16 protein-coding genes are annotated in these 19,499 nt (G+C 42.9%); 9 read left to right on the top strand and 7 right to left on the bottom strand.

The features are described 5' to 3' along the window. Window positions 1-69: 69 nt before the first annotated feature. Window positions 70-516 (bottom strand): response regulator, encoded by a 447-nt coding sequence (locus FMM05_RS11120; protein ID WP_143373454.1) that lies wholly within the window; start codon window positions 514-516, stop codon window positions 70-72. A 207-nt stretch (window positions 517-723) separates the two neighbouring features. On the opposite strand from FMM05_RS11120, the gene FMM05_RS11125 reads away from it, so the two are divergent. After that, window positions 724-3,204: a beta-glucosidase gene (locus FMM05_RS11125; protein WP_143373455.1), complete on the top strand. Its 2,481-nt coding sequence runs from the start codon at window positions 724-726 to the stop codon at window positions 3,202-3,204. A 166-nt stretch (window positions 3,205-3,370) separates the two neighbouring features. Here FMM05_RS11125 and FMM05_RS11130 read toward each other — a convergent pair whose 3' ends face one another. Beyond that, window positions 3,371-3,976, bottom strand: coding sequence for an FMN-dependent NADH-azoreductase (locus tag FMM05_RS11130; protein ID WP_185965565.1), 606 nt, complete (start codon window positions 3,974-3,976; stop codon window positions 3,371-3,373). Between the two features lie 172 nt (window positions 3,977-4,148). After that, a complete protein-coding gene (locus FMM05_RS11135; protein ID WP_143373457.1) occupies window positions 4,149-7,961 on the bottom strand; it encodes a glycosyl hydrolase in 3,813 nt (1,270 codons plus the stop codon). Between the two features lie 555 nt (window positions 7,962-8,516). On the opposite strand from FMM05_RS11135, the gene FMM05_RS11140 reads away from it, so the two are divergent. After that, a complete protein-coding gene (locus tag FMM05_RS11140) occupies window positions 8,517-9,815 on the top strand; it encodes a GAF domain-containing sensor histidine kinase (RefSeq protein ID WP_143373458.1) in 1,299 nt (432 codons plus the stop codon). Between the two features lie 45 nt (window positions 9,816-9,860). Here the strand turns inward: FMM05_RS11140 and FMM05_RS11145 are convergent, their stop codons facing one another. The 3 genes from FMM05_RS11145 to FMM05_RS11155 all read right to left on the bottom strand — a co-directional run bounded on the left by FMM05_RS11145 (window position 9,861) and on the right by FMM05_RS11155 (window position 11,536). Then, complete coding sequence (locus tag FMM05_RS11145) at window positions 9,861-10,802, bottom strand: cation diffusion facilitator family transporter (RefSeq protein ID WP_143373459.1); 942 nt, start codon at window positions 10,800-10,802, stop codon at window positions 9,861-9,863. 70 nt (window positions 10,803-10,872) lie between these two features. Further along, complete coding sequence (locus FMM05_RS11150; RefSeq protein WP_143373460.1) at window positions 10,873-11,298, bottom strand: hypothetical protein; 426 nt, start codon at window positions 11,296-11,298, stop codon at window positions 10,873-10,875. Between the two features lie 31 nt (window positions 11,299-11,329). Beyond that, window positions 11,330-11,536 (bottom strand): hypothetical protein, encoded by a 207-nt coding sequence (locus FMM05_RS11155; protein ID WP_143373461.1) that lies wholly within the window; start codon window positions 11,534-11,536, stop codon window positions 11,330-11,332. A gap of 248 nt (window positions 11,537-11,784) precedes the next feature. Here FMM05_RS11155 and FMM05_RS11160 point away from each other — a divergent pair, with 248 nt between their 5' ends. The 6 genes from FMM05_RS11160 (at window position 11,785) to FMM05_RS11185 (ending at window position 16,407) form a co-directional block, all read left to right on the top strand. After that, window positions 11,785-12,291, top strand: a complete 507-nt coding sequence (locus FMM05_RS11160; protein WP_143373462.1) for a PPC domain-containing DNA-binding protein — start codon at window positions 11,785-11,787, stop codon at window positions 12,289-12,291. A gap of 61 nt (window positions 12,292-12,352) precedes the next feature. Further along, entirely contained in the window at window positions 12,353-12,934 is a 582-nt protein-coding gene (locus FMM05_RS11165) for a PhnA domain-containing protein (protein ID WP_143373463.1), read from the top strand. Window positions 12,935-13,135: 201 nt separating this feature from the next. Then, window positions 13,136-14,086, top strand: coding sequence for an isopenicillin N synthase family dioxygenase (locus FMM05_RS11170; RefSeq protein ID WP_143373464.1), 951 nt, complete (start codon window positions 13,136-13,138; stop codon window positions 14,084-14,086). 145 nt (window positions 14,087-14,231) lie between these two features. After that, complete coding sequence (locus tag FMM05_RS11175; RefSeq protein ID WP_143373465.1) at window positions 14,232-14,582, top strand: translation initiation factor; 351 nt, start codon at window positions 14,232-14,234, stop codon at window positions 14,580-14,582. Window positions 14,583-14,612: 30 nt separating this feature from the next. Beyond that, complete coding sequence (locus tag FMM05_RS11180; protein ID WP_143373466.1) at window positions 14,613-15,458, top strand: substrate-binding domain-containing protein; 846 nt, start codon at window positions 14,613-14,615, stop codon at window positions 15,456-15,458. Window positions 15,459-15,474: 16 nt separating this feature from the next. Continuing rightward, window positions 15,475-16,407 carry a transglutaminase gene (locus FMM05_RS11185; RefSeq protein ID WP_143373467.1) on the top strand — a complete coding sequence of 311 codons (933 nt, stop codon included), beginning with the start codon at window positions 15,475-15,477 and terminating at the stop codon, window positions 16,405-16,407. A gap of 89 nt (window positions 16,408-16,496) precedes the next feature. Here FMM05_RS11185 and FMM05_RS11190 read toward each other — a convergent pair whose 3' ends face one another. Next, window positions 16,497-17,162 carry a uracil-DNA glycosylase gene (locus FMM05_RS11190; RefSeq protein WP_143373468.1) on the bottom strand — a complete coding sequence of 222 codons (666 nt, stop codon included), beginning with the start codon at window positions 17,160-17,162 and terminating at the stop codon, window positions 16,497-16,499. Between the two features lie 133 nt (window positions 17,163-17,295). Here FMM05_RS11190 and FMM05_RS11195 point away from each other — a divergent pair, with 133 nt between their 5' ends. Beyond that, window positions 17,296-19,464 carry an endonuclease MutS2 gene (locus tag FMM05_RS11195; protein WP_143373469.1) on the top strand — a complete coding sequence of 723 codons (2,169 nt, stop codon included), beginning with the start codon at window positions 17,296-17,298 and terminating at the stop codon, window positions 19,462-19,464. The last annotated feature ends 35 nt before the right edge of the window (window positions 19,465-19,499 follow it).

Genomic DNA, 19,499 nt, shown 5'->3' on the forward strand with positions numbered 1-19,499 from the left:
AAAAAAGTTATAATCTGCATAACCATACTGCATAAAATAACCCCTTAACAAGTAAGGGGTTAAAGTAAACTAATGTATAATAGTATTAATCTGGGGCAACAAATTTTTAGACCAGTGCGCAAAAATACCGGCCACGAGCAGTTTATAATCTTTAAAACTGGTAGGCTTTACAAAATAACCCTGCACAAAAAGGGTAGCGTTGCTAAACCACTTATCCCTTATGCCGGCACCGCTCATAAGTATGTAGGGTGTTGCTTTGTGGTTTAGATGAGGGTCGCCATTAATGCTTTCGTAAAGCTCATAGCCATTTAAAAAAGGCATGTTAACATCAGAAATTATTAAAAAAGGCTCTTCTTTACATTCTTTAAGATAGTCTAAAACCATAGTACTATCCTCAAAAATAATTACACGATTTTCATATTTATGCTCTTTCATTACGGCATCAAAAACTTCTAAAAGAACATCCCAGTGGTCCTGGTCATCTTCTACAATAATAATATCCCCATTGGTATTCATGATGTAAGGTGTGTTATGAATTTGTGGGCATGTTTTGGTAGCAATTGTCAAATATACCTTTATTTTAAGTAACTGTTTGTCAATTTTATACATATTTTATTATAATATTTTACGCACTTTAAAAGCAAGCTCAATAAATACTGCGAAATCGGTTTCTTTAAAATTCTTACATTTACGCTTTAATTTTCCAAAACATCCATTTTTATTATGCGCAAACATTTAATTATTGCAGCCCTGGTGGTAACCGCTATGGCACATGCACAGGCCTACAAAGATGCCAAAGCCCCTGTTGAAGACAGGGTAAAATCGTTACTCGATGCCATGACCCTCGATGAAAAGATCGATTACATTGGCGGGTACAAAGATTTTTACATCAGGGAGATAAGCCGCCTTGGCCTGCCCCAGATCAAGATGACCGATGGCCCCGTGGGAACCCGAAATTATGGCAATACCACCGCCTACCCTGCCACTGTTCTTGCCGCAGCTTCGTGGGACAGGAATCTTGCCTTTAAGCTTGGCGAAGCCCTTGGTGTTGATGCCCGTGAGCGTGGCGTACACATACTGCTGGCTCCCGGCGTAAACATTTACCGTGCCCCAATGAACGGCCGTAATTTTGAGTACCTGGGTGAAGACCCTTACCTTTCCGGCGAAATGGCTGTGGGGTATATAAAGGGCGTTCAGAGTCAAAAAGTAGTGGCTACGGTTAAGCACTTTGCCGCCAACAACCAGGAATGGGATCGTAACCATGTTAGCAGCGATATAGATGAACGCACCCTGCGCGAAATTTACCTGCCTGCTTTTAAGGCCGCTGTTACTAAAGGTAATGTGGGCGCCGTAATGGACAGCTACAACCTTATTAACGGCGAGCATGCCACACAGCAAAACCACCTTAACAATGAAATTTTAAAAGGCGAATGGAAGTTTGACGGCCTTGTTATGAGCGACTGGGTAGCTACCTATGATGGTGTGGCTGCTGCCAAAGGCGGCTTGGATCTTGAAATGCCCAGCGGTACTTTTATGAACCGCAAAACCCTGTTGCCTGCCATAAAAAGCGGTGCGTTAAGCGAAGAGGTTATAGACGATAAAGTACGTCGCATTTTACGCGTTATATTCAGGTTTGGTTTTTATGACACCCCTTACAAGGCGGTAGAAACGATTAAAGACAACCTTCAAAACGGCCAAGTTGCGCTTGATGTTGCCCGTGGCGGTATGGTGCTCCTAAAAAACGAAGATAGTGTGTTGCCGATAAATAAAGATGTAAAAACCATTGCCGTTATAGGCCCTAATGCCGACTTAAACGTTGCCGGTGGCGGAAGCTCGTACACTGAGCCGTTTCATTATGTTACACTGCTTAAAGGCATACAGGAGGCCATGCCAAATGCTAAAGTGGTATACGTGGGCAACAGCATACCTCAAATAGAAAACTACGTGGCAGCTTCTCCCCTGTTTACCGATAAAGATTCTAAAACATCAGGGCTTAAAGCCGAATTTTTCAACAATAAAAACCTTGAAGGAAAGCCCGTGGCACAAATGGTTACTCCACAGGTCAACTTTACTTCGGGCGGACAAAATGCAATCGTAGTAAAAGGCATTGGCGAAACAGATTATTCTGCGCGTTACACCGGTGTGGTGCGTGTTGCAAAGGCCGATATGTATAAGTTTAGCGTGCGTGGCGACGACGGTTTCCGCCTGTATGTAGATGGTAAACTGGTTATAGATATGTGGTCAGACCACGCGGCTACATTAAAGAGTGCCGAACTGGAACTTAAAGCCAATAAAGATTATGCCATTAAATTAGAATACTACCAGGCTACCGGTGGCGCTTCACTGGCTTTTGCAGTGTTTAAAGATGCTGTAGATTTTGCCGGGGCAGTAAAAGCCGCTAAAGAGGCCGATGTAGCTATCGTTTCGGTTGGGTTTAACAGCTCGTCGGAGTCGGAAGGGTTTGACCGTAGTTTTGAGTTGCCCGAATACCAGGACAAGCTTATACAGGCTGTAACTAAAGCCAACCCTAAAACAGTTGTGGTGCTTAACGCCGGTGGTAATCTAAACATGCAAAGCTGGTTGCCTCAAACCAAAGCGTTATTACATGCATGGTATCCGGGCCAGGAAGGTGGTACGGCTGTAGCCGATATCCTTACCGGCAGGGTTAATCCAAGCGGAAAGCTCCCTGCAAGCTTCGAGAAAAAATGGGAAGATAACCCTACTTTCAACAATTATTATGATAAGGATGGCGACAAGCGTGTGGAGTATAAAGAGGGCCTTAACGTTGGCTACCGTTATTATGACAGCGCTGTAGTAAAACCACAATTTGCGTTTGGTTACGGCCTGTCTTACACTATGTTTGAGTACTCTGACTTAAACATTACCTCTAACGGTTCGGCAGATGCTACGCTAACCTTTAAAATTAAAAATGCAGGTAATTTTGATGGTGCCGAAGTAGCGCAGGTTTACGTTCACCAGGTTAACAGCCCGGTTGCACGCCCTGCAAAAGAGCTTAAAGGTTTCTACAAAATTTTCCTTAAAAAAGGCGAAACCAAAACCGTTACCATCAAGCTGGATGCCGATGCATTTTCGTATTTTAAAACCGACAAAAAAGCCTTTGGCTATGATGCCGGAACTTTTGAGATCCTTGTAGGCGCCGCCTCTGATGATATCAAACTAAAAGGTACTATAACGGTTAAATAGTTGTGTAGAGACGCAATGCTTGCGTCTCCCTTAATAAAACAACCCCGCAACTGCGGGGTTGTTCGTTTTATAAACACCATTAAGACGCAAAACATTGCGTCTCTACTAAAAAAAACACCCCCTCAGTTGCCTGAAGGGGTGCTACCATAAACAAAACAGGAATCCATTAAAAGGCAAATTCTTCTACTGTGCCCAGGGCTTTAGACACTGCGGCATCGGTATTGTCAGGGTAGTTAACACCCTCTAACCTAAAGGTAGTGATATCGGTCATACCTAAAAAGCCCAGTACAGAGCGCAGGTAAGGCTCGGCGTGGTCGTAGCCCACCATTGGCCCATCAGAATATATCCCACCTGAGGCAATAGCCAAAAATACTTTTTTACCGGTAACTAAACCGTTAGGTGCGCCGCCGTCATAATTAAAGGTAATACCCTTCCTGCAAATGTGGTCTATCCACGATTTTAGGGTAGATGGTATGCCAAAGTTGTAGAACGGTACCCCTATTATAATCACATCGTTATCAAAAATTTCTGCTATAGCTGTGTTACTGTGTTTTATAGCCTCTTTATGTTCCGGCGTGTGGTTCTCTGCAGGCGTAAAGAACGACTGAAAATGCACTTCTTCCAGGTACGGAAACGGATTTTGAGCCACATTTCGGATTGTTACAACACTTTCAGGGTGCTCTTTTTTTATACTTTCGATGATAGCATCCGACAGTTTTATGCTAAAAGACGCATCTCCTTTAATGCTGCTTACAATATTTAATATCTTCATGATATAAGTAGTTTTTAAAGTTTATACAGCAAAACTACCGTTATAAACAACCCGTAATTAACTACTATAGCTGCTGATAGCCCTATCATACAGGGAAGCAGCCCTGTAAAAAGCAAGTCAGCCCCTCGGTAAACCGAGGGGCTGACTGCACAAAAAACAGGTTATATAAAAGTTACTCTACAAGCAGTTTAAAGGTTTTTTCGCCCACGCTTACAAAATAAACGCCTGCTGCATAACCATCAATATCAATTTGGGTATTACCCTGTTTTACAGCTTGTTGTTTTAATAAAGCTCCATTAATACTGTAAATACTGATGTCAGCATCTTTATCGGTTACAATCGTGAACACACCATGTGCCGGATTAGGGTACAGTTGGGTAACATTGGTAAACTGTGCCTGTGCAGTGTCTTGTTTACCTCCGTTGCCTATCAATTTAGCACCGCTGCCCACATTACCTACGTTAAACCAGTTAAGGTTAAATCCGCCCACATTTGCCCTTAGGCGCAACGTTTGGTTGCCCGCAGGTAGTGCAACAGTACCGTTTACGGTTGCCCAGGTTTGCCATCCTGCAGTATTGGTTACAGTATAAGTCCCTACTACATTACCGTTGCTTAACAGTTGGATGCTTGTACCTGTATACGGACTCGATATCCTGAATTGTACCGGGTAGCTGCCTGCTGTTGGCGCATACACCTGGTAATCCATATAATCATTGGTATCTATGTACCCCACGTTTTGCCCGCCTCCGGTATCTGATGTTGTTTCCAGCTGTACTCCCGTTTGTGCGGTATAGGCTTCCGCCTGAATTTGCGCCGGTAATGTTACATAGGCCGATGGCTGTGCTGATGCCGCGCCACCACAAATCTGGAATTCATAGATAGAATAACCATATGGGATAGTACGTGCTGTGCCTATCATCCTTACATAACGGTAGTTGGCGTTTACGTTGTTAATTACATCGGTACGTGCACCGGCAGGCATATTGGTTTTAGTAGCAATAGGGCTCCAGTTGGTACCATCATTACTGCCGCTAAGGGTATAATCTTTAGCGTTGGCAGCTTCCCAAACTAATGAGATGGTTTCTACGTGCGATGATACGCCAAGGTCTACCGTATAGGTTTGAGGGTCGGCAAAAGCACTCTCCCAGCGTGAACCAAGGTTACCATCTATAGCAGCGGCAATACTTGTACCGCCCGATGTTGCCGTTGCGCTTACGGGCGCCAAACCATAACAGCCTGTAGGCTGCTGGCCTGTTGTAGGCAATGTTGGGTAGGTTACTGTAGTATACGCCGGCACCTGAAAGGTAGCCACTACCCCATTGGTTGCGTTGTAAACTGTACAGGTTTTAGCGCTTGCCGTAGGATTAAAAGCCACGGCATAGCTAAAGGTTCCGTTCTTTTCAAAAACGCTGCTCTGCGGAAAATTAGTGCGGTACGTTTCTGAGAAAGACCCTAAATTCTGGTTGGCGTGTGTGTAGTAATATGTCATACCGGCCACTTCATAATCCATAATATAATCAGGATCGGTTGGTGCAAGGGCAAGGTTGGTATCCATAAAGCCTGCCACATATTGCGGGTCATACAACTGGCGGAAACCAAGGGCTACGTGCGCCCAGTCATCGCCAAAATCAAGTTCGCTGCTATGCCCGTCAACTGCAAGGGCCTCGCCCATCAAGCGGCTGTATTCGCCTGCGGCCCAGTTTTTATCTCGGGCAAGGTATCTAAATCCAGGGTTAACCGGTAAATATTGTATACCATGTATATGTACGGGACTGGCGCTAAAGTAAGTACCATAAGCCAGGCCGCCATTAAATAAGATACCCACAATATCGTGCGCATAATTCGCAGGGAAATTCCTGTTCTTCCAGTCAAACCAATATTCTAACGTAGCATATGATTCGGCTGAATAGCCAAACGCTGCAACATCCCTTATGGTTTCGTCGTTAAGCATATCGCCAAGCTGGAAAAGGCCCGTCCACGATTGCATTGCTTCTGATGTTGACTCCTGGTTATTACCCGTGCCTGAGCTTGTACCACCGGCATAGCTGTGGCCAATCCAAGGGTCGAAAGTACGCAGGTAAGGTAAGAATGTATCGTTGCGGTTCCAGTTAGCATATTGCTGTGCAATAAGTTTAATCATGGGTGCATAATCGGTTAAGAATTGCGGATCTACCATACCATACATTGCGCAGGCCTGTATTAAATACCCGTAATGAAAATGATTATCTGTAAACTGTGACGACCCATACGACTCGTTAAAGCCCACAATGGCTTTCCAGCGGTCGTAACGCGCAAAGAATTTCTCGGTCTCGCCCGGGGTATACGTTAGCCAATTAACCAGTGCCTCTTTGGTTTTGTCTTTTAATGACGGATACGCCTGGTGGTTAATTTCCTTAGCTATAAGCATGTATTTGGCATAGTTAACCAAATCTTTACCACCCCAGTAGGTATCGCCGCCGTAACCCTGTTTTTTACTGAACTGCGTTACAAGGTCGAACATTACGTTAGCATCATACGGGTGCGCATCGGCATTATTACTGTAGGGCGAATTGTAGTTGGGCAAAATACCTTTAAAATCGTACGTAAAGCTGAACGACTTACCTATAGCCGTTTTAAGCGTACCGTGTGTGGTAGTGTAGGTATTGGTAGCAAAACTTAAGGTGTTGGCTGCGTTGTAATATAAATGCGGCAGGAAACCCTGAACAGTATTGCCATTAGCCTGCCCTTTAAGGTTGCTTGTGGTAACATTCCACGTGGTGGCTACTTTGCCTGTACCGGCAGTATAGTCATACAGTACCTGGGTATCGGTAACGCGGTTAAAGGCATAAGTCTCATAAGTAGTAAGTTCAGCCGCATTGTGCAGGGCCGATACCACAAAATAACTGTTGCCGTTACCTGTATTGATAACCAGTTTTTCTACCTGAGATGCATCCGATGCCCAACGGGTACCGGTGTTGCCATCGGTAATGCTGGCAATAAAGTAATTGGCTTCTGTAGATGATGCTGTGGCTGTTTTGTTCAGCGAAAGTAAAGTTGCGCCATTATAAACCGAAACTTCCCAAAGCGAATAGGCATAAATAGTGCCGCGTTCGTTTAGTGTTACCCTTACATAGCGGGCTGTGGTGTTGGCAAAGGTAATATCATCTATACCGCCATCGCCGTTTGTAATGGTTGTTACAGGTGTCCAGGTGCTGCCGTTTGTAGAAACCTGCACGCTATAGCCTTTACCGTAAGCGGCCTCCCAGTTAAGGCTTACTTTGTTAATGGTTTGCGATGTGCCCAGGTCTATTTGTACGTACTGCTGGTTTTGTATCTCGGCAGATGCATTGCCCGGCAGGTGTATGCCAAAATAGCGCCCCTCGCTTTGCACCACGAATGAAGTTGTGGTTGGAAAGGTTACCGCACCACCTGCAGCCGTAAAATAGCTTGCCCCGGCAGTAAACGAAAGTTCCGGATTTACACCCTGTGTTTGCAGCCATACAAACGGTATGCCGTGCGCCATGGTTACATCAATGTTTTTGTTGTGTGCGGCATCGGGCATGCCCATAACCACGCCCCAGTCGTTCCAGTCTTTTGCAATAGCTTTTTCCGGAGTATATCCGGTTGCTCTTACCTGTAAACCCGTTCCCGGCATCAAGTTGTCGCCGTTAGCGTTAAAAGTAGTGGGAAAATAAATTACCGGGCCAAAGCTCTCGGCATCTACCATAAGTGGGTATGCCCAAAGCTGGCCGCTGTACTGTTCTACAAGCAGGCTCGTCCACCAGTCGTTTGTAGGGATTGGGCGTGTTTCTCCCGATTGCACATAAATGGGCTGATCGTTAATAAAGGGAAAGATGTCTCCCACGCCGTCATTGTTCCAGTCGATGTTCTCTGAAGCCGGCATAGAACTGGCATAACTGCCGGATCCTGCCGCTACAGGGGTTTGCGCATTGGTCTGCCATACTCCTAAAGCAAGCGCTGCCGCACACAAATAAATGTGTTTCATAATAATAATTGTTAATGTTAATAATTGGATTTTAGGTAAATACTCATCAAATTCATAATACCATAAGTAAATAGTTTATATCCTGAATAATCAATATTATATTTTGGTTTCCTTACGAATTTATTAAAGATTTAAACCTCGATTGTTAATGCGCTGTTAAAGAAACAGTAGTGTGTAGTGTTGTATAGGTAATTGTTTTTAGCAACTTAACTGCTATTTATGGTGTATAGCAGTATTTAAAAGCATTTTGCGAATTTGCACGGCTACATCGTTATATGTTAAAAAATTGGCATACTGCGACTGCCTGTGCGATGTGCTGTATAGGTAGCCCTGTATTTTGTCGGGAATAAATTACTTTTTATAGAATTGCCTTAATTATAAGATGTCATCAAAAAAACATATTTTGACAGATTTGAATGTGGCGGGGAACAAAATGGATAAATCACATAGTTAAACAACTATTAAAAAGCGCATTAAATTTTGGCGAATATGCTATTATATAGGTCTATTTAAAAAATAAATACTAATTTTATAAATTGATATTTCGCCTTACCAATGATAGAAGAGAATTTTCAGGAAGACATTAAGAATATAGGCCAGATACCTATCATAACCCAACTGCTTGATGTTATTTGCCAAACCACCGGAATGGGGTTTGCTGCCGTTGCACGCGTAACCGAAGACCGCTGGATAACCTGCAGCGTGCGCGATGATATTAGTTTTGGGCTTAAACCCGGCGACGAACTGGAAATTAAAACTACCATTTGCAATGAGATACGCGAAAACCATAAACCGGTTGTTATAGACCATGTATCTAAAGACCCTCTTTTTTATAATCACCACACACCTTTGCAGTATGGCTTTGAGAGTTATATCTCAATGCCTATAATCCGTAAAGACGGAAGCTTTTTTGGTACGCTTTGCGCGATAGACCCTAATCCGCACAATGTTAGCTCGCCTCAGGTTACGGGTATGTTTACCCTTTTTGCCGATTTAATCTCATTTCATTTAGGTGCGGTAGAATCGGTTAACATGTCAAAAACCGAACTGGAAGACGAAAGGGCTATTAACCATAATTTAGAAAATATGGTTAAACAGCGCACACAGGAGTTGGAAGAAAGTAATATTGTATTAGAGAAAATGAACAAAGAGCTACAGGCCTTTGCTTATATTTCCAGCCACGATTTGCAGGAGCCCCTCAGGAAAATACAAACCTTTGCCGCAGTAATATCTGATAAAGAGGCCAAAAACCTAAGCGAAACCGGTAAAGATTACTTTAGGCGCATGCAAAACGCTGCCAGCCGTATGCAAACCCTTATTAACGATTTGCTGGCTTATTCGCGCACCAGTATTACAGAGCGCGTTTATGAGGATACGCATTTAAATGACGTGCTTACCAATGTAAAAGCCGACCTGAGTGAAGAACTGATCCAAAAGAATGCAGCTATTGATGCCGACGAAATGTGCCGGGTAGAGGTAATCCCGTTTCAGTTCAGGCAATTGCTGTATAATATAATAAGCAACTCGCTTAAATTTTCAGATCCTGATAGGCACCCGGTTATTACCATACGTTGCAAGATAGAATTGGGTAGTATTCTTAATTATGAGAAACTTAACCCTGCCCAAAAATACTGCCATATACGTATTACTGATAACGGTATTGGTTTTGATACCAAATACAGCGACAGGATTTTTGAGCTATTTCAACGCCTGCAGGACAGGTCGCAGTTTAAAGGTACTGGCATAGGTCTTGCTATAGTTAAAAAGATAGTAGAGAACCACCACGGTTATATTACTGCACACGGTGTACCTAATCACGGTGCCCAGTTTGATATATATTTGCCTTCAAAATAAATATATTACTATACAAAAAGAAACATAAACAGTTCACTTTTTGTATCAATCCACAGTCTCAACCATCCAGGGGCGTTCACGTCCATCAAAGTTCTTGGCTTCAATGTATATTTTCTTCACATTAGGGAATGCTTCCTTAATCTGGTCTTCCAGCTTTTTTATGGTACCGAAGAGTTCATCTACCGTCATAACCTTATCAAACTCCACATCCAGCGCTAATAGTATTTCATTAGGCGCAAGGTGCATGGTTAGAGGAAAGTACAATGTTTTAACCTTGGGTTCCTTATTAACCAGGTTGTAAATACCGGTAACTATTTCCCTGTCCGCGCTCTCCCCTACCAGCAGCCCCTTACTTTCCCTTACCATGGTTATGGCAACAAAAATAAGCACCAGCCCTATAAGCATAGATGCCAACGCGTCAAACAGCGGGTTATTAAAATAGTGCCCTAAAAACACACCCAGTAACGCTATGGTAAGGCCTGCAATAGCGGCACTTTCTTCATATATAACCGCAAAAAGTGCCGGGTCTTTACTCATGCCCACTTCTTCCCAAAAGCCACGCTTGCCACGGCTTTTATTAAACTCGCGCACAGCATAAATAAGCGATGCACCTTCAAAGCACATAGAAACCAACAATACAACGTAGTTCCAAAACGGGTCCTTTAAGGCTTCCGGGTGCTGTATGTGGCTTATACCTTCGTAAACCGACATACCACCTCCCAGTGAAAACACCAGTATAGCCACAATAAGCGACCAAAAGTAAATTTCTTTACCGTGCCCAAAAGGGTGGCCCCTGTCCGGCGGTTTCTGGCTGCGTTTCATGCCCAGCAACAACAATAATGAGTTACCGCTATCTACCGTACTGTGTATGCCTTCGGATATCATAGCCGAACTTCCGGTTATAGATGCCGCTATAAATTTTACTACAGCAATGCCAATGTTAGCAGCTAATGCACCGTAAATAGCTATTTTAGAATTTCCTGTCATGAGGTGTATTTTAATAAAAATCCCCAATATCTTTTAGATACCGGGGATGACTATGAAATTTAGTAATAAATTAATTGGTGTAACGCTCGTTACTCTCTTCAAAATCTTCATCATCGCTGGATATCGACTGATTTTGGTCTTCATCCAAATCTACATTATCTTCAAGAATATAATCGTCCTGGTTAAAAGCATCAGAATTTTTACTGTTGCCGCCCTCTTCACTCCACTCACCATCACTGCCTTCACTATCATAATTTAAATGGTCAGAGTTTACAGTAGGGTCAGATTCAGGAGTATACTGCACGCCCGGTTGCTCTATGGCAAGGTATTTATCGGTATCATCTATATCATCAGAATTTGCAATAATTGCATCCTCTTCATCAATTTCGTTGTCGGGATTATCTTTACGGAACTCTTCCTTTGCCGAACTGTTATCCTGGCCGTAAGCATCGTTTAAATTCTCGTCTTCGTTATTTGTTTTGGGTGTATCGTTCATAGCATTGTATTTTTAGTTTGTGTGTAATTTTTCAGAACATAAGCAGCGATCCAATTTCGTTTAGTTTTAATAGTTTTAAATTGGTCATTAGCAAATTTTTCAACAAAAGGCTGCATGATGTTTCCTCGTCAGCTTTTACTTCGTTTGCTTCCTTTTCAAATTCGGCGGCCGCCATTTGATAATGAATGGCATTTATAGCGCTGCCATTTTCCTGTGTTGATGCTATGTGTTCCATCATAATAAGTATATAATTAATAAGGCGTTTTCCGTAATTCTAAAATTAGCGATAAATCTGATAATTTTTATACAATATTGTATTAAATTAATGCCAATTAAATCGGTTTCAAGTTTAAGGTTTCGGGTTTATTTAAAGTTCTGTCCTACCATCTAACCATCCAAAAATCTAATAATCTAACATCTTAACAGTTCCTTGGCGTGTCCTTATACAACTGTTTTATAATTTAGGGTAAACAAAACCAATAACTTATGAAACTGTACCACCTAATATTTATACTAATGGCAACCCTAAACGCTAACGCACAAAAAACACAACCGAATATTGCACGGTACACAAAAGTACCGGCAGGTTACTTAATGGTATTGCGACAAGGCGATGATATACTTAAAGAAATAGAAAATTTGGCTGTTGCCGAGAATATCCCATCGGCCACATTTACCGGAATGGGATTTGTGAATATTACCTTTGGGTTCTTTGATTTTAAAACTAAAAAATACGCCCCGAAAGATTTTAAGGATATGGAGCTTGCCAGCCTAAACGGAAGCATTGCCTGGCAAAAAGGTAAGCCAAGTATTCATGCGCATGGTGTAGTAACAGGCAAAGACTTTATGGCCTATGGCGGACACATATTAAACGGCAGCGTTTCAACCGGGTCGGTAGAAATTATGGTTACAGTACACGATAAAAAACTGGAGCGAATTTTAGAGCAGCCCCTTGGCGCTAATGTGCTTTGTGTGGGAAATTGCATGGAATAGTAACCCGCCAGGCATGAAAATAGCGCAGTAAAACCTTATATTTGCGCCCAAAACCAATACGATGAAATTAGAAGAGCTGTTAAGCCAACGAAGCGGTAACCTTTGCGAACTAAGTGGTGCTACAGATAACCTTGTGGCTTATGAGGTTCCCCCTGCCCTTAACCGTGGCGCGGATGGCTATATACTGATTACCGAAAAATGCCTTAACCAGATCGAGAAAAAAGAAGAGCCGGATATGGCTTTTTGGGAAGGTATTTTGCCCACGGCCATGTGGAGCGAAGTACCTGCCGTACAGGTAGTGGCGTGGCGTATGCTTAACCGTTTCAGGAACGAGAGCTGGGCCGCCGACAGCATTGATATGATGTACCTTGACGAAGAATTGTTAGAATGGGCCAAAGCTACCGGCGACCATACGGGCGATGCCGGTGTAGAATTTCATAAAGACAGCAACGGCAACATACTGGCAACTGGCGATACCGTTACCCTAATTAAAGACCTTGATGTTAAAGGCTCTACCCTAAACGCTAAAGTGGGTACTGCCGTGCGCAACATAAGGCTGGTTCATGATAATATCGACCAGATTGAAGGCAAGATAGACGGCCAGCTTATTGTTATCCTTACAAAATACGTAAAGAAACAGTAAGTTATGCAACTCTATTAATATACAGGATTCTGCACCCACAAGTGCAGAATTTTTCGTTTTAGCGCAGTAGCAATTGTTTTGCAGCGACTGCATTTTACTTCACAGTAAACGGTTAAAAAGTGAGACAAAAACTATAAATATTTCTACATTTGTAACAAGCCCTGTTTGGGGCGGTATACTTATTAAAAAAGCACTTTTTTTATGCAAAACATTCCCAGTGTGGATTTGCGTGATTTCCTTTCGGGCGATCCGGAACGCAAGCAAAAATTTGTAAATGAAATCGGTAAAGCCTATGAAGATATAGGCTTCGTAGCATTAAAAGGGCATTTTCTGGATGATGCACTGGTAGACAATTTATACGGCGAGGTTAAAAACTTTTTCAGCCTTCCTGTAGCTGTAAAAGAGCAGTACGAAATTCCCGGTATTGGGGGGCAGCGTGGTTACGTAGCCTTTGGCAAAGAGCATGCAAAAGGCCGCAAAGAGGGCGACCTTAAAGAGTTTTGGCACTTTGGCCAGTACCTGCAAGAAGGTTCAGCTTACGCCACCAAATACCCACCTAACGTAGAAGTTAAAGAGCTTCCACAATTCAACACCACCGGAGAGCAGGCCTACAAAATGCTGGAAAAAACCGGCGTATATGTACTGCGTGCGCTTGCGTTATTTCTAGGCCTCGACGAATTTTATTTTGATAAGTACGTAAGCGAGGGTAACAGCATATTGCGCCCTATTCATTACCCGCCAATTACGGCAGAGCCTGCTACGGCTGTTCGCGCGGCAGCGCACGGCGATATCAACCTTATTACCTTGCTTATGGGTGCCCAGGGCCGTGGCCTGCAGGTGCAAAACCATAACGGCGAATGGATAGATGCCATTGCCGAACCCGATGAGCTGGTTATTAACGTAGGCGATATGTTATCACGCCATACTAACAACAGACTTAAAAGCACTATCCACCAGGTGGTTAACCCACCACGGGAGTTGTGGGGTACTTCGAGATACTCCATTCCGTTCTTTATGCACCCCGTTAGCGAAATGAAACTTAACTGCCTTGATAATTGCGTTGATAACGAGCATCCTAAGTTATATGACGATACCACCGCCGGCGATTTTTTGTACGAAAGGCTGGTTGAATTGGGATTGATAAAAGTGTAAATAAGTAGATATTAAGGCTAAGGTTCTGTCATTGCGAGGGAGGCACGACCGCGGCAATCCCATAATTATTACGAGTGAGATTGCCGCGCTCCATTGCATTTCGCTCGCAATGACTGAACCTCCCGAAAATCTAACAATCTAAATTATGGCAAAAAAATTAAGCAGTTTAGACGATCTTGGCGGATTTGTATTTTCCACCAATAAAGATTTTGAGTTTGATAGTAACGATGAGCAGCAGCAAACCCTGCCCAACAACCAGCAAAAACTGGAAGCCCACCTGGATAAAAAAAACCGTGGTGGCAAGGTGGCAACTATCATAAAAGGTTTTGAAGGTACCGATGACGATTTTAAAGCACTGGCCAAAAAACTAAAAACACTTTGCGGTGTAGGCGGTTCGGCAAAGGATGGCGAGATCATCATTCAGGGCGACTTCCGTACCAAAATAATGGACCACCTTGCAAAAGAGGGGTATAAAGTAAAACGTGTTGGCGGGTAATTTGCACCTGCATCACAAAACAAAATAGTAATGAAAACAATAAAAATAGCAGGCGTGCCCGAGCATTTTAACCTGCCGTGGCACCTTTGTATAGAAAATGGCGACTTTGAAAACGCCGGTATAAACGTAGAATGGACCGATGTGCCCGAGGGTACCGGTAAGTTGTGCCAGATGCTTCGCGATGGCGAAACTGATGTTGCGGTAATATTAACCGAGGGCATTGTGAAAGACATTGCTGCAGGAAACCCCAGCAAGATCGTTCAGGTATACGTGCAGTCACCTTTAATTTGGGGGATTCACGTTGCTACTGCATCAGGCTATAAAACGCTGGCCGATTTACAAAACGGCAAGGTGGCTATTAGCCGCTATGGGTCGGGGTCGCATTTAATGGCGTTTGTAAACGCGCAGAATGAAGGTTGGGATCCGTCGCAACTGCAATTCGAGATCATCAACACCCTTGATGGAGCCATAGAAGGCTTAACCAACGGTACCGCCGATTATTTTATGTGGGAACGTTTTATGACCAAGCCCATTGTAGATAAGGGTATCTTTAGGCGCGTGGGCGACTGCCCTACCCCTTGGCCAAGTTTTGTTATTGCCGTGCGCAATGAAGTTTTAGAAAATGATGCTGACGCTATTGGAACGGTTTTGGATATTATAAACCAAACCACTGCTGATTTTAAAGACATACCGAGTATTGATAGGACGTTGGCCGAACGTTACGGACAAAAAACGGAGGATATCGCCGAATGGTTAAAATTAACCCGTTGGTCGCAAAAGAAACTGGATAAAAACACGTTTGAAAAGATACAAAACCAACTGCTTGAGCTGGATATTATTAACAACAAAACTGCTTTTGAAAACGTAGTGGGTTAACTGCCTGCTTAGTGTAATGATAAAACCGGATATTCCCAAAATAAAAGCCTTCATAAAAAAGCTTCAGGTAAAGAAGCCTTGGGATTCCATTATCATTTTTGTGCTTAATGTGCTCATTGCCATCCCGCTTTTTATTATCATCCATCAAAATATTGTTGACCCAGAATGGCCATTACATATTGACCGGATTCTTATTTTCATAACAATGGTGGTGGCTATTCAGCTAATTTTAAGGCTGCTTAAGCACTTCCTTATCTTTTGTATCGCAGTTTATATATTGGTGCTGTTATTTGGGTCGGTTTTTGGCAATTACGGGTTTAATTCGGTTTACGAAGATTATGAGGCCATGGTGTACACAATGGCATACGATCCTAATCCGCAGGATCTTATCATTTCTAAACTATTGCCATTCCCCAACAAATCTAAAATTATTGATGCCGTAGATTATACCAATCCGCGGGTACGTAATTATGCCGTAGGTGCTGCAACAAAATACTTTAAAGATGTAAAAGGCTATCATGAGCACAGGCTCATGATACAATGTTTTTCGGTGTTTAAAGACATCCGTAACAAGTGGAACTACGTTAACGATCCGCGCAATGCAGAGTATATAGCATCCGGCAGCGAATCGATATTGCATTTTTCCGGCGATTGCGATGACCATGCCATACTTATGGCGGCCTGTATACGCGCTGTGGGCGGCACACCGCGTATTATTCATACAGGTGGGCATTTATACCCAGAAATGCTGGTAGGTACCAAAGCCGACCTTGAGCTTGCCAACTACCTTATTAAAGAAGAGCTTTTTACAGAAGAAAGTCGCGGTAAAGAAGTACATTACCACGAAGACGAATACGGCCAGATATGGCTTAACCTTGATTATACCGCACGCTTTCCCGGTGGCCCGTTTATGAGCGAAGAGATATTGGGGGCGCTAACTTTTAATTAGATTTTTAGATAATTTCTAATCATCTAAAAATATAACTATCTAATAATCATCTCTTACTGTCTAATTATCTAAAAATCCAATTATCTAACTTACCATTCAATCTCCCTCTTCCCCTTCTCCTTTAAAAACGCATTGGTTTTACTAAAATGCTTGTTGCCAAACCAGTGCCCTTTATTAGCGCTAAGTGGAGACGGGTGGCCCGACTCTAATACTAAATGCCTGTTTTTATCTACACGCGCACCTTTCTTTTTAGCAGATCCGCCCCATAATAAAAACACAACATCCTTTTTTTCATCAGATATTTTTTGGATAACCGCATCGGTAAACGCTTCCCAGCCCTTACCCTGGTGACTATTAGCTTCGCCCTGCCTAACGGTTAGCACCGCATTAAGTAGCAGCACACCCTGATCGGCCCAGCGCTCTAAATTGCCTGTTAGCGGAAAAGGCTTATCCAGATCCGACTGTATTTCCCTAAAAATATTTTGTAACGAAGGCGGGTTAGGCACCCCATCTTTAACCGAAAAACAGAGTCCGTTTGCCTGTCCCGGTCCGTGGTACGGGTCCTGCCCCAATATTACCACTTTTACCTTATCAAAATGGCAATGGTCAAAAGCAGAGAATATTTGTTTGCCGGGTGGGTAGCAGGTATGTCTTGTATATTCCTCCTTTACAAAGTTAATCAGTTGCCCAAAATACGGTTTATCAAACTCATTGGCCAGTGCTTCTTTCCAGGATTCGTGTATTGCTACGTTCATTAGGTGCTTATTTTAGGCAAATATAAAAATTGTACGCTAAAGCATTTGTAAAGCAATCTTAAAGTTGACTGACAAATGTGCAGGCTGGACTAATAAGTAGTATTTTTGCATAAAATTTGCTGTAGTAAAAATAATGATAAGCATAACAGACAAAACCTTAAAAGACCTTGAATTTGGCACAGTGCTGGAAGCCGTTGCCGGCAGCTGCACAACAGAGCCGGGCATGGAAAAAGCGCTGTTGATAACGCCGCTAAAAGACAAAGAAAGCCTGATGGAAGTGCTAAAGCAAACATCAGAGTTCGTGTCTTCTTTTGATAATAACAACGCGCTGCCCAACCACGGGTTTGAGCCTATAACCAAAGAGGTTAAATTTCTTGCCATAGAAGATAGTTACCTGGATGCGCCTGCCTTCAGGAAAATTGCTGTGGTAAGCGAAACCGTAAACACGCTGGTAAAATTCCTTGAGAAGTTTAACGACTACTATCCTACCCTTAACAACAGGGCGTTACAGGTAGAATATACCAAAGACATCTTAAAATATATCGATAAGATAGTCGATAAATACGGCGAGGTAAAAGACGACGCATCTCCACAGTTACAGGAAATCCGCCGTGAAATGAACCTTGTAAAGATCAAGATCAACCAAAGTTTTACTTCGGCATTAAGCCAGTACAACGGCCTTGGATACCTTGATGACATTAAGGAAAGTGTGGTAGAAAACCGACGCGTACTGGCCGTATCTGCTATGTACCGCCGCAAAGTAAAAGGGTCTATATTGGGCAGCTCTAAAACGGGCAGCATTGCCTACATAGAACCCGAAGCTACGTTGCGCTTTTCGCGGGAGCTTAATAACTTTGAGTACGAAGAAAAAGAAGAGGTTAAGCGTATTTTATTGCAGCTGTCTAACCTGATACGCCCGTTTGTACCATTATTGTATGACTATCAGGAATTCCTGACCGACATTGATGTGATATCCGGCAAGGCAAAATATGCCAAAAGGATTAACGGTATACTGCCGGGAATTAATGAGGGACGGAGGCTGTACTTCCGCGAGGCCTACCATCCTATATTATTTAGCAGCAACAGGCAAAAAAATAAGCCAACGTTTCCGCAGACAATAGAATTAACGCCTGAGAACCGTATCATCGTGATTTCGGGCCCAAATGCCGGTGGTAAAAGTATTACCCTTAAAACCATTGGACTGCTGCAATTAATGCTGCAATGCGGCCTGCTGATACCCGTACACGAGCGTAGCGAAACCTTTTTGTTCGACAGGATAATGACCGATATTGGCGATAACCAGTCGATCGAGAATCATTTAAGTACGTACAGTTACCGTCTTAAAAACATGAACTACTTTTTAAAGAAGTGTAATGATAAGACGCTGTTTTTAATAGACGAATTTGGAACAGGGTCGGATCCTGAACTGGGTGGCGCTTTGGCAGAGATATTCTTGGAAGAATTTTACCACCGCGAGGCTTTCGGGATCATAACCACCCACTACACCAATTTAAAGATATTGGCTAACGAGCTACCTTTTGCCACCAATGCCAACATGCTTTTTGACGAGAAATCGCTGGAGCCTATGTACAAGCTTATTCTGGGCCAGGCAGGTAGTTCTTTTACCTTTGAGGTTGCCCAGAAAAACGGCATACCGTACGGACTTATAAACCGTGCTAAAAAGAAGATTGAAGGCAGCAAGGTGCGTTTTGATAAAACCATTGCTACCCTGCAAAAAGAGCGCTCTAAGCTGGAAAAAACCTCTCAAACCCTTAAAGAAGAAGAGGTTCGCGCCCGCGAAGAAGGCAAAAAAATGGAGAATATTAATACCCGTATCCAGCAAAAGCTCGAAAGCTACCAGGAACTGTATGATGCCAACCAGCGCCTTATTTATATGGGTCAGAAACTGGATGATATCAGCGAGAAATACTTTAACAGTAAGAATAAGAAAGACCTTATTGGCGAATTCCTTAAAATGGTAGAGATAGAAAACTCTAAACGCAAAAAGGTTACGCCAAAAGAAAAAAAGGTTATTGAGGTTAAGCAAAAAGAAGTAATTGCCGAAGTTGAAGTTAAGGTTGAGGAAATTCGTCAGGAAAAGAAAGAGAAAAAGATAAAAGAAAAGAGCGTAGAAAAGCCCAAGGCCATACTAAAAATTGGCGACCGTGTGCGCATGATAGATGGTAAAGCCGTTGGTACCCTTGATGCTATAGAGCGTAAAAAAGCCACGGTAAACTATGGCATGTTTACCTCTAAAGTTGATTTAGAATCGTTGGAGCTGGTTGAGGCTATGAAGAAATAACGGTTCGATTTACCAATGGCTTAATGTAACAGTTT

Source organism: Flavobacterium zepuense (genome assembly GCF_007097145.1).
In the GTDB taxonomy this organism is placed as follows: Bacteria; Bacteroidota; Bacteroidia; order Flavobacteriales; family Flavobacteriaceae; genus Flavobacterium; species Flavobacterium zepuense.

What these genes read in the sequence shown, in the direction of transcription:
- FMM05_RS11185 (WP_143373467.1), top strand. Translation starts at nt 15,475, where the DNA reads ATGATAAAACCGGATATTCCCAAAATAAAAGCCTTCATAAAAAAGCTT.
- FMM05_RS11135 (WP_143373457.1), bottom strand. Translation starts at nt 7,961, where the DNA reads ATGAAACACATTTATTTGTGTGCGGCAGCGCTTGCTTTAGGAGTATGG.
- FMM05_RS11190 (WP_143373468.1), bottom strand. Translation starts at nt 17,162, where the DNA reads ATGAACGTAGCAATACACGAATCCTGGAAAGAAGCACTGGCCAATGAG.
- FMM05_RS11120 (WP_143373454.1), bottom strand. Translation starts at nt 516, where the DNA reads ATGAATACCAATGGGGATATTATTATTGTAGAAGATGACCAGGACCAC.
- FMM05_RS11125 (WP_143373455.1), top strand. Translation starts at nt 724, where the DNA reads ATGCGCAAACATTTAATTATTGCAGCCCTGGTGGTAACCGCTATGGCA.
- FMM05_RS11155 (WP_143373461.1), bottom strand. Translation starts at nt 11,536, where the DNA reads ATGATGGAACACATAGCATCAACACAGGAAAATGGCAGCGCTATAAAT.
- FMM05_RS11195 (WP_143373469.1), top strand. Translation starts at nt 17,296, where the DNA reads ATGATAAGCATAACAGACAAAACCTTAAAAGACCTTGAATTTGGCACA.
- FMM05_RS11175 (WP_143373465.1), top strand. Translation starts at nt 14,232, where the DNA reads ATGGCAAAAAAATTAAGCAGTTTAGACGATCTTGGCGGATTTGTATTT.
- FMM05_RS11130 (WP_185965565.1), bottom strand. Translation starts at nt 3,976, where the DNA reads ATGAAGATATTAAATATTGTAAGCAGCATTAAAGGAGATGCGTCTTTT.
- FMM05_RS11140 (WP_143373458.1), top strand. Translation starts at nt 8,517, where the DNA reads ATGATAGAAGAGAATTTTCAGGAAGACATTAAGAATATAGGCCAGATA.
- FMM05_RS11165 (WP_143373463.1), top strand. Translation starts at nt 12,353, where the DNA reads ATGAAATTAGAAGAGCTGTTAAGCCAACGAAGCGGTAACCTTTGCGAA.
- FMM05_RS11180 (WP_143373466.1), top strand. Translation starts at nt 14,613, where the DNA reads ATGAAAACAATAAAAATAGCAGGCGTGCCCGAGCATTTTAACCTGCCG.
- FMM05_RS11170 (WP_143373464.1), top strand. Translation starts at nt 13,136, where the DNA reads ATGCAAAACATTCCCAGTGTGGATTTGCGTGATTTCCTTTCGGGCGAT.
- FMM05_RS11145 (WP_143373459.1), bottom strand. Translation starts at nt 10,802, where the DNA reads ATGACAGGAAATTCTAAAATAGCTATTTACGGTGCATTAGCTGCTAAC.
- FMM05_RS11160 (WP_143373462.1), top strand. Translation starts at nt 11,785, where the DNA reads ATGAAACTGTACCACCTAATATTTATACTAATGGCAACCCTAAACGCT.
- FMM05_RS11150 (WP_143373460.1), bottom strand. Translation starts at nt 11,298, where the DNA reads ATGAACGATACACCCAAAACAAATAACGAAGACGAGAATTTAAACGAT.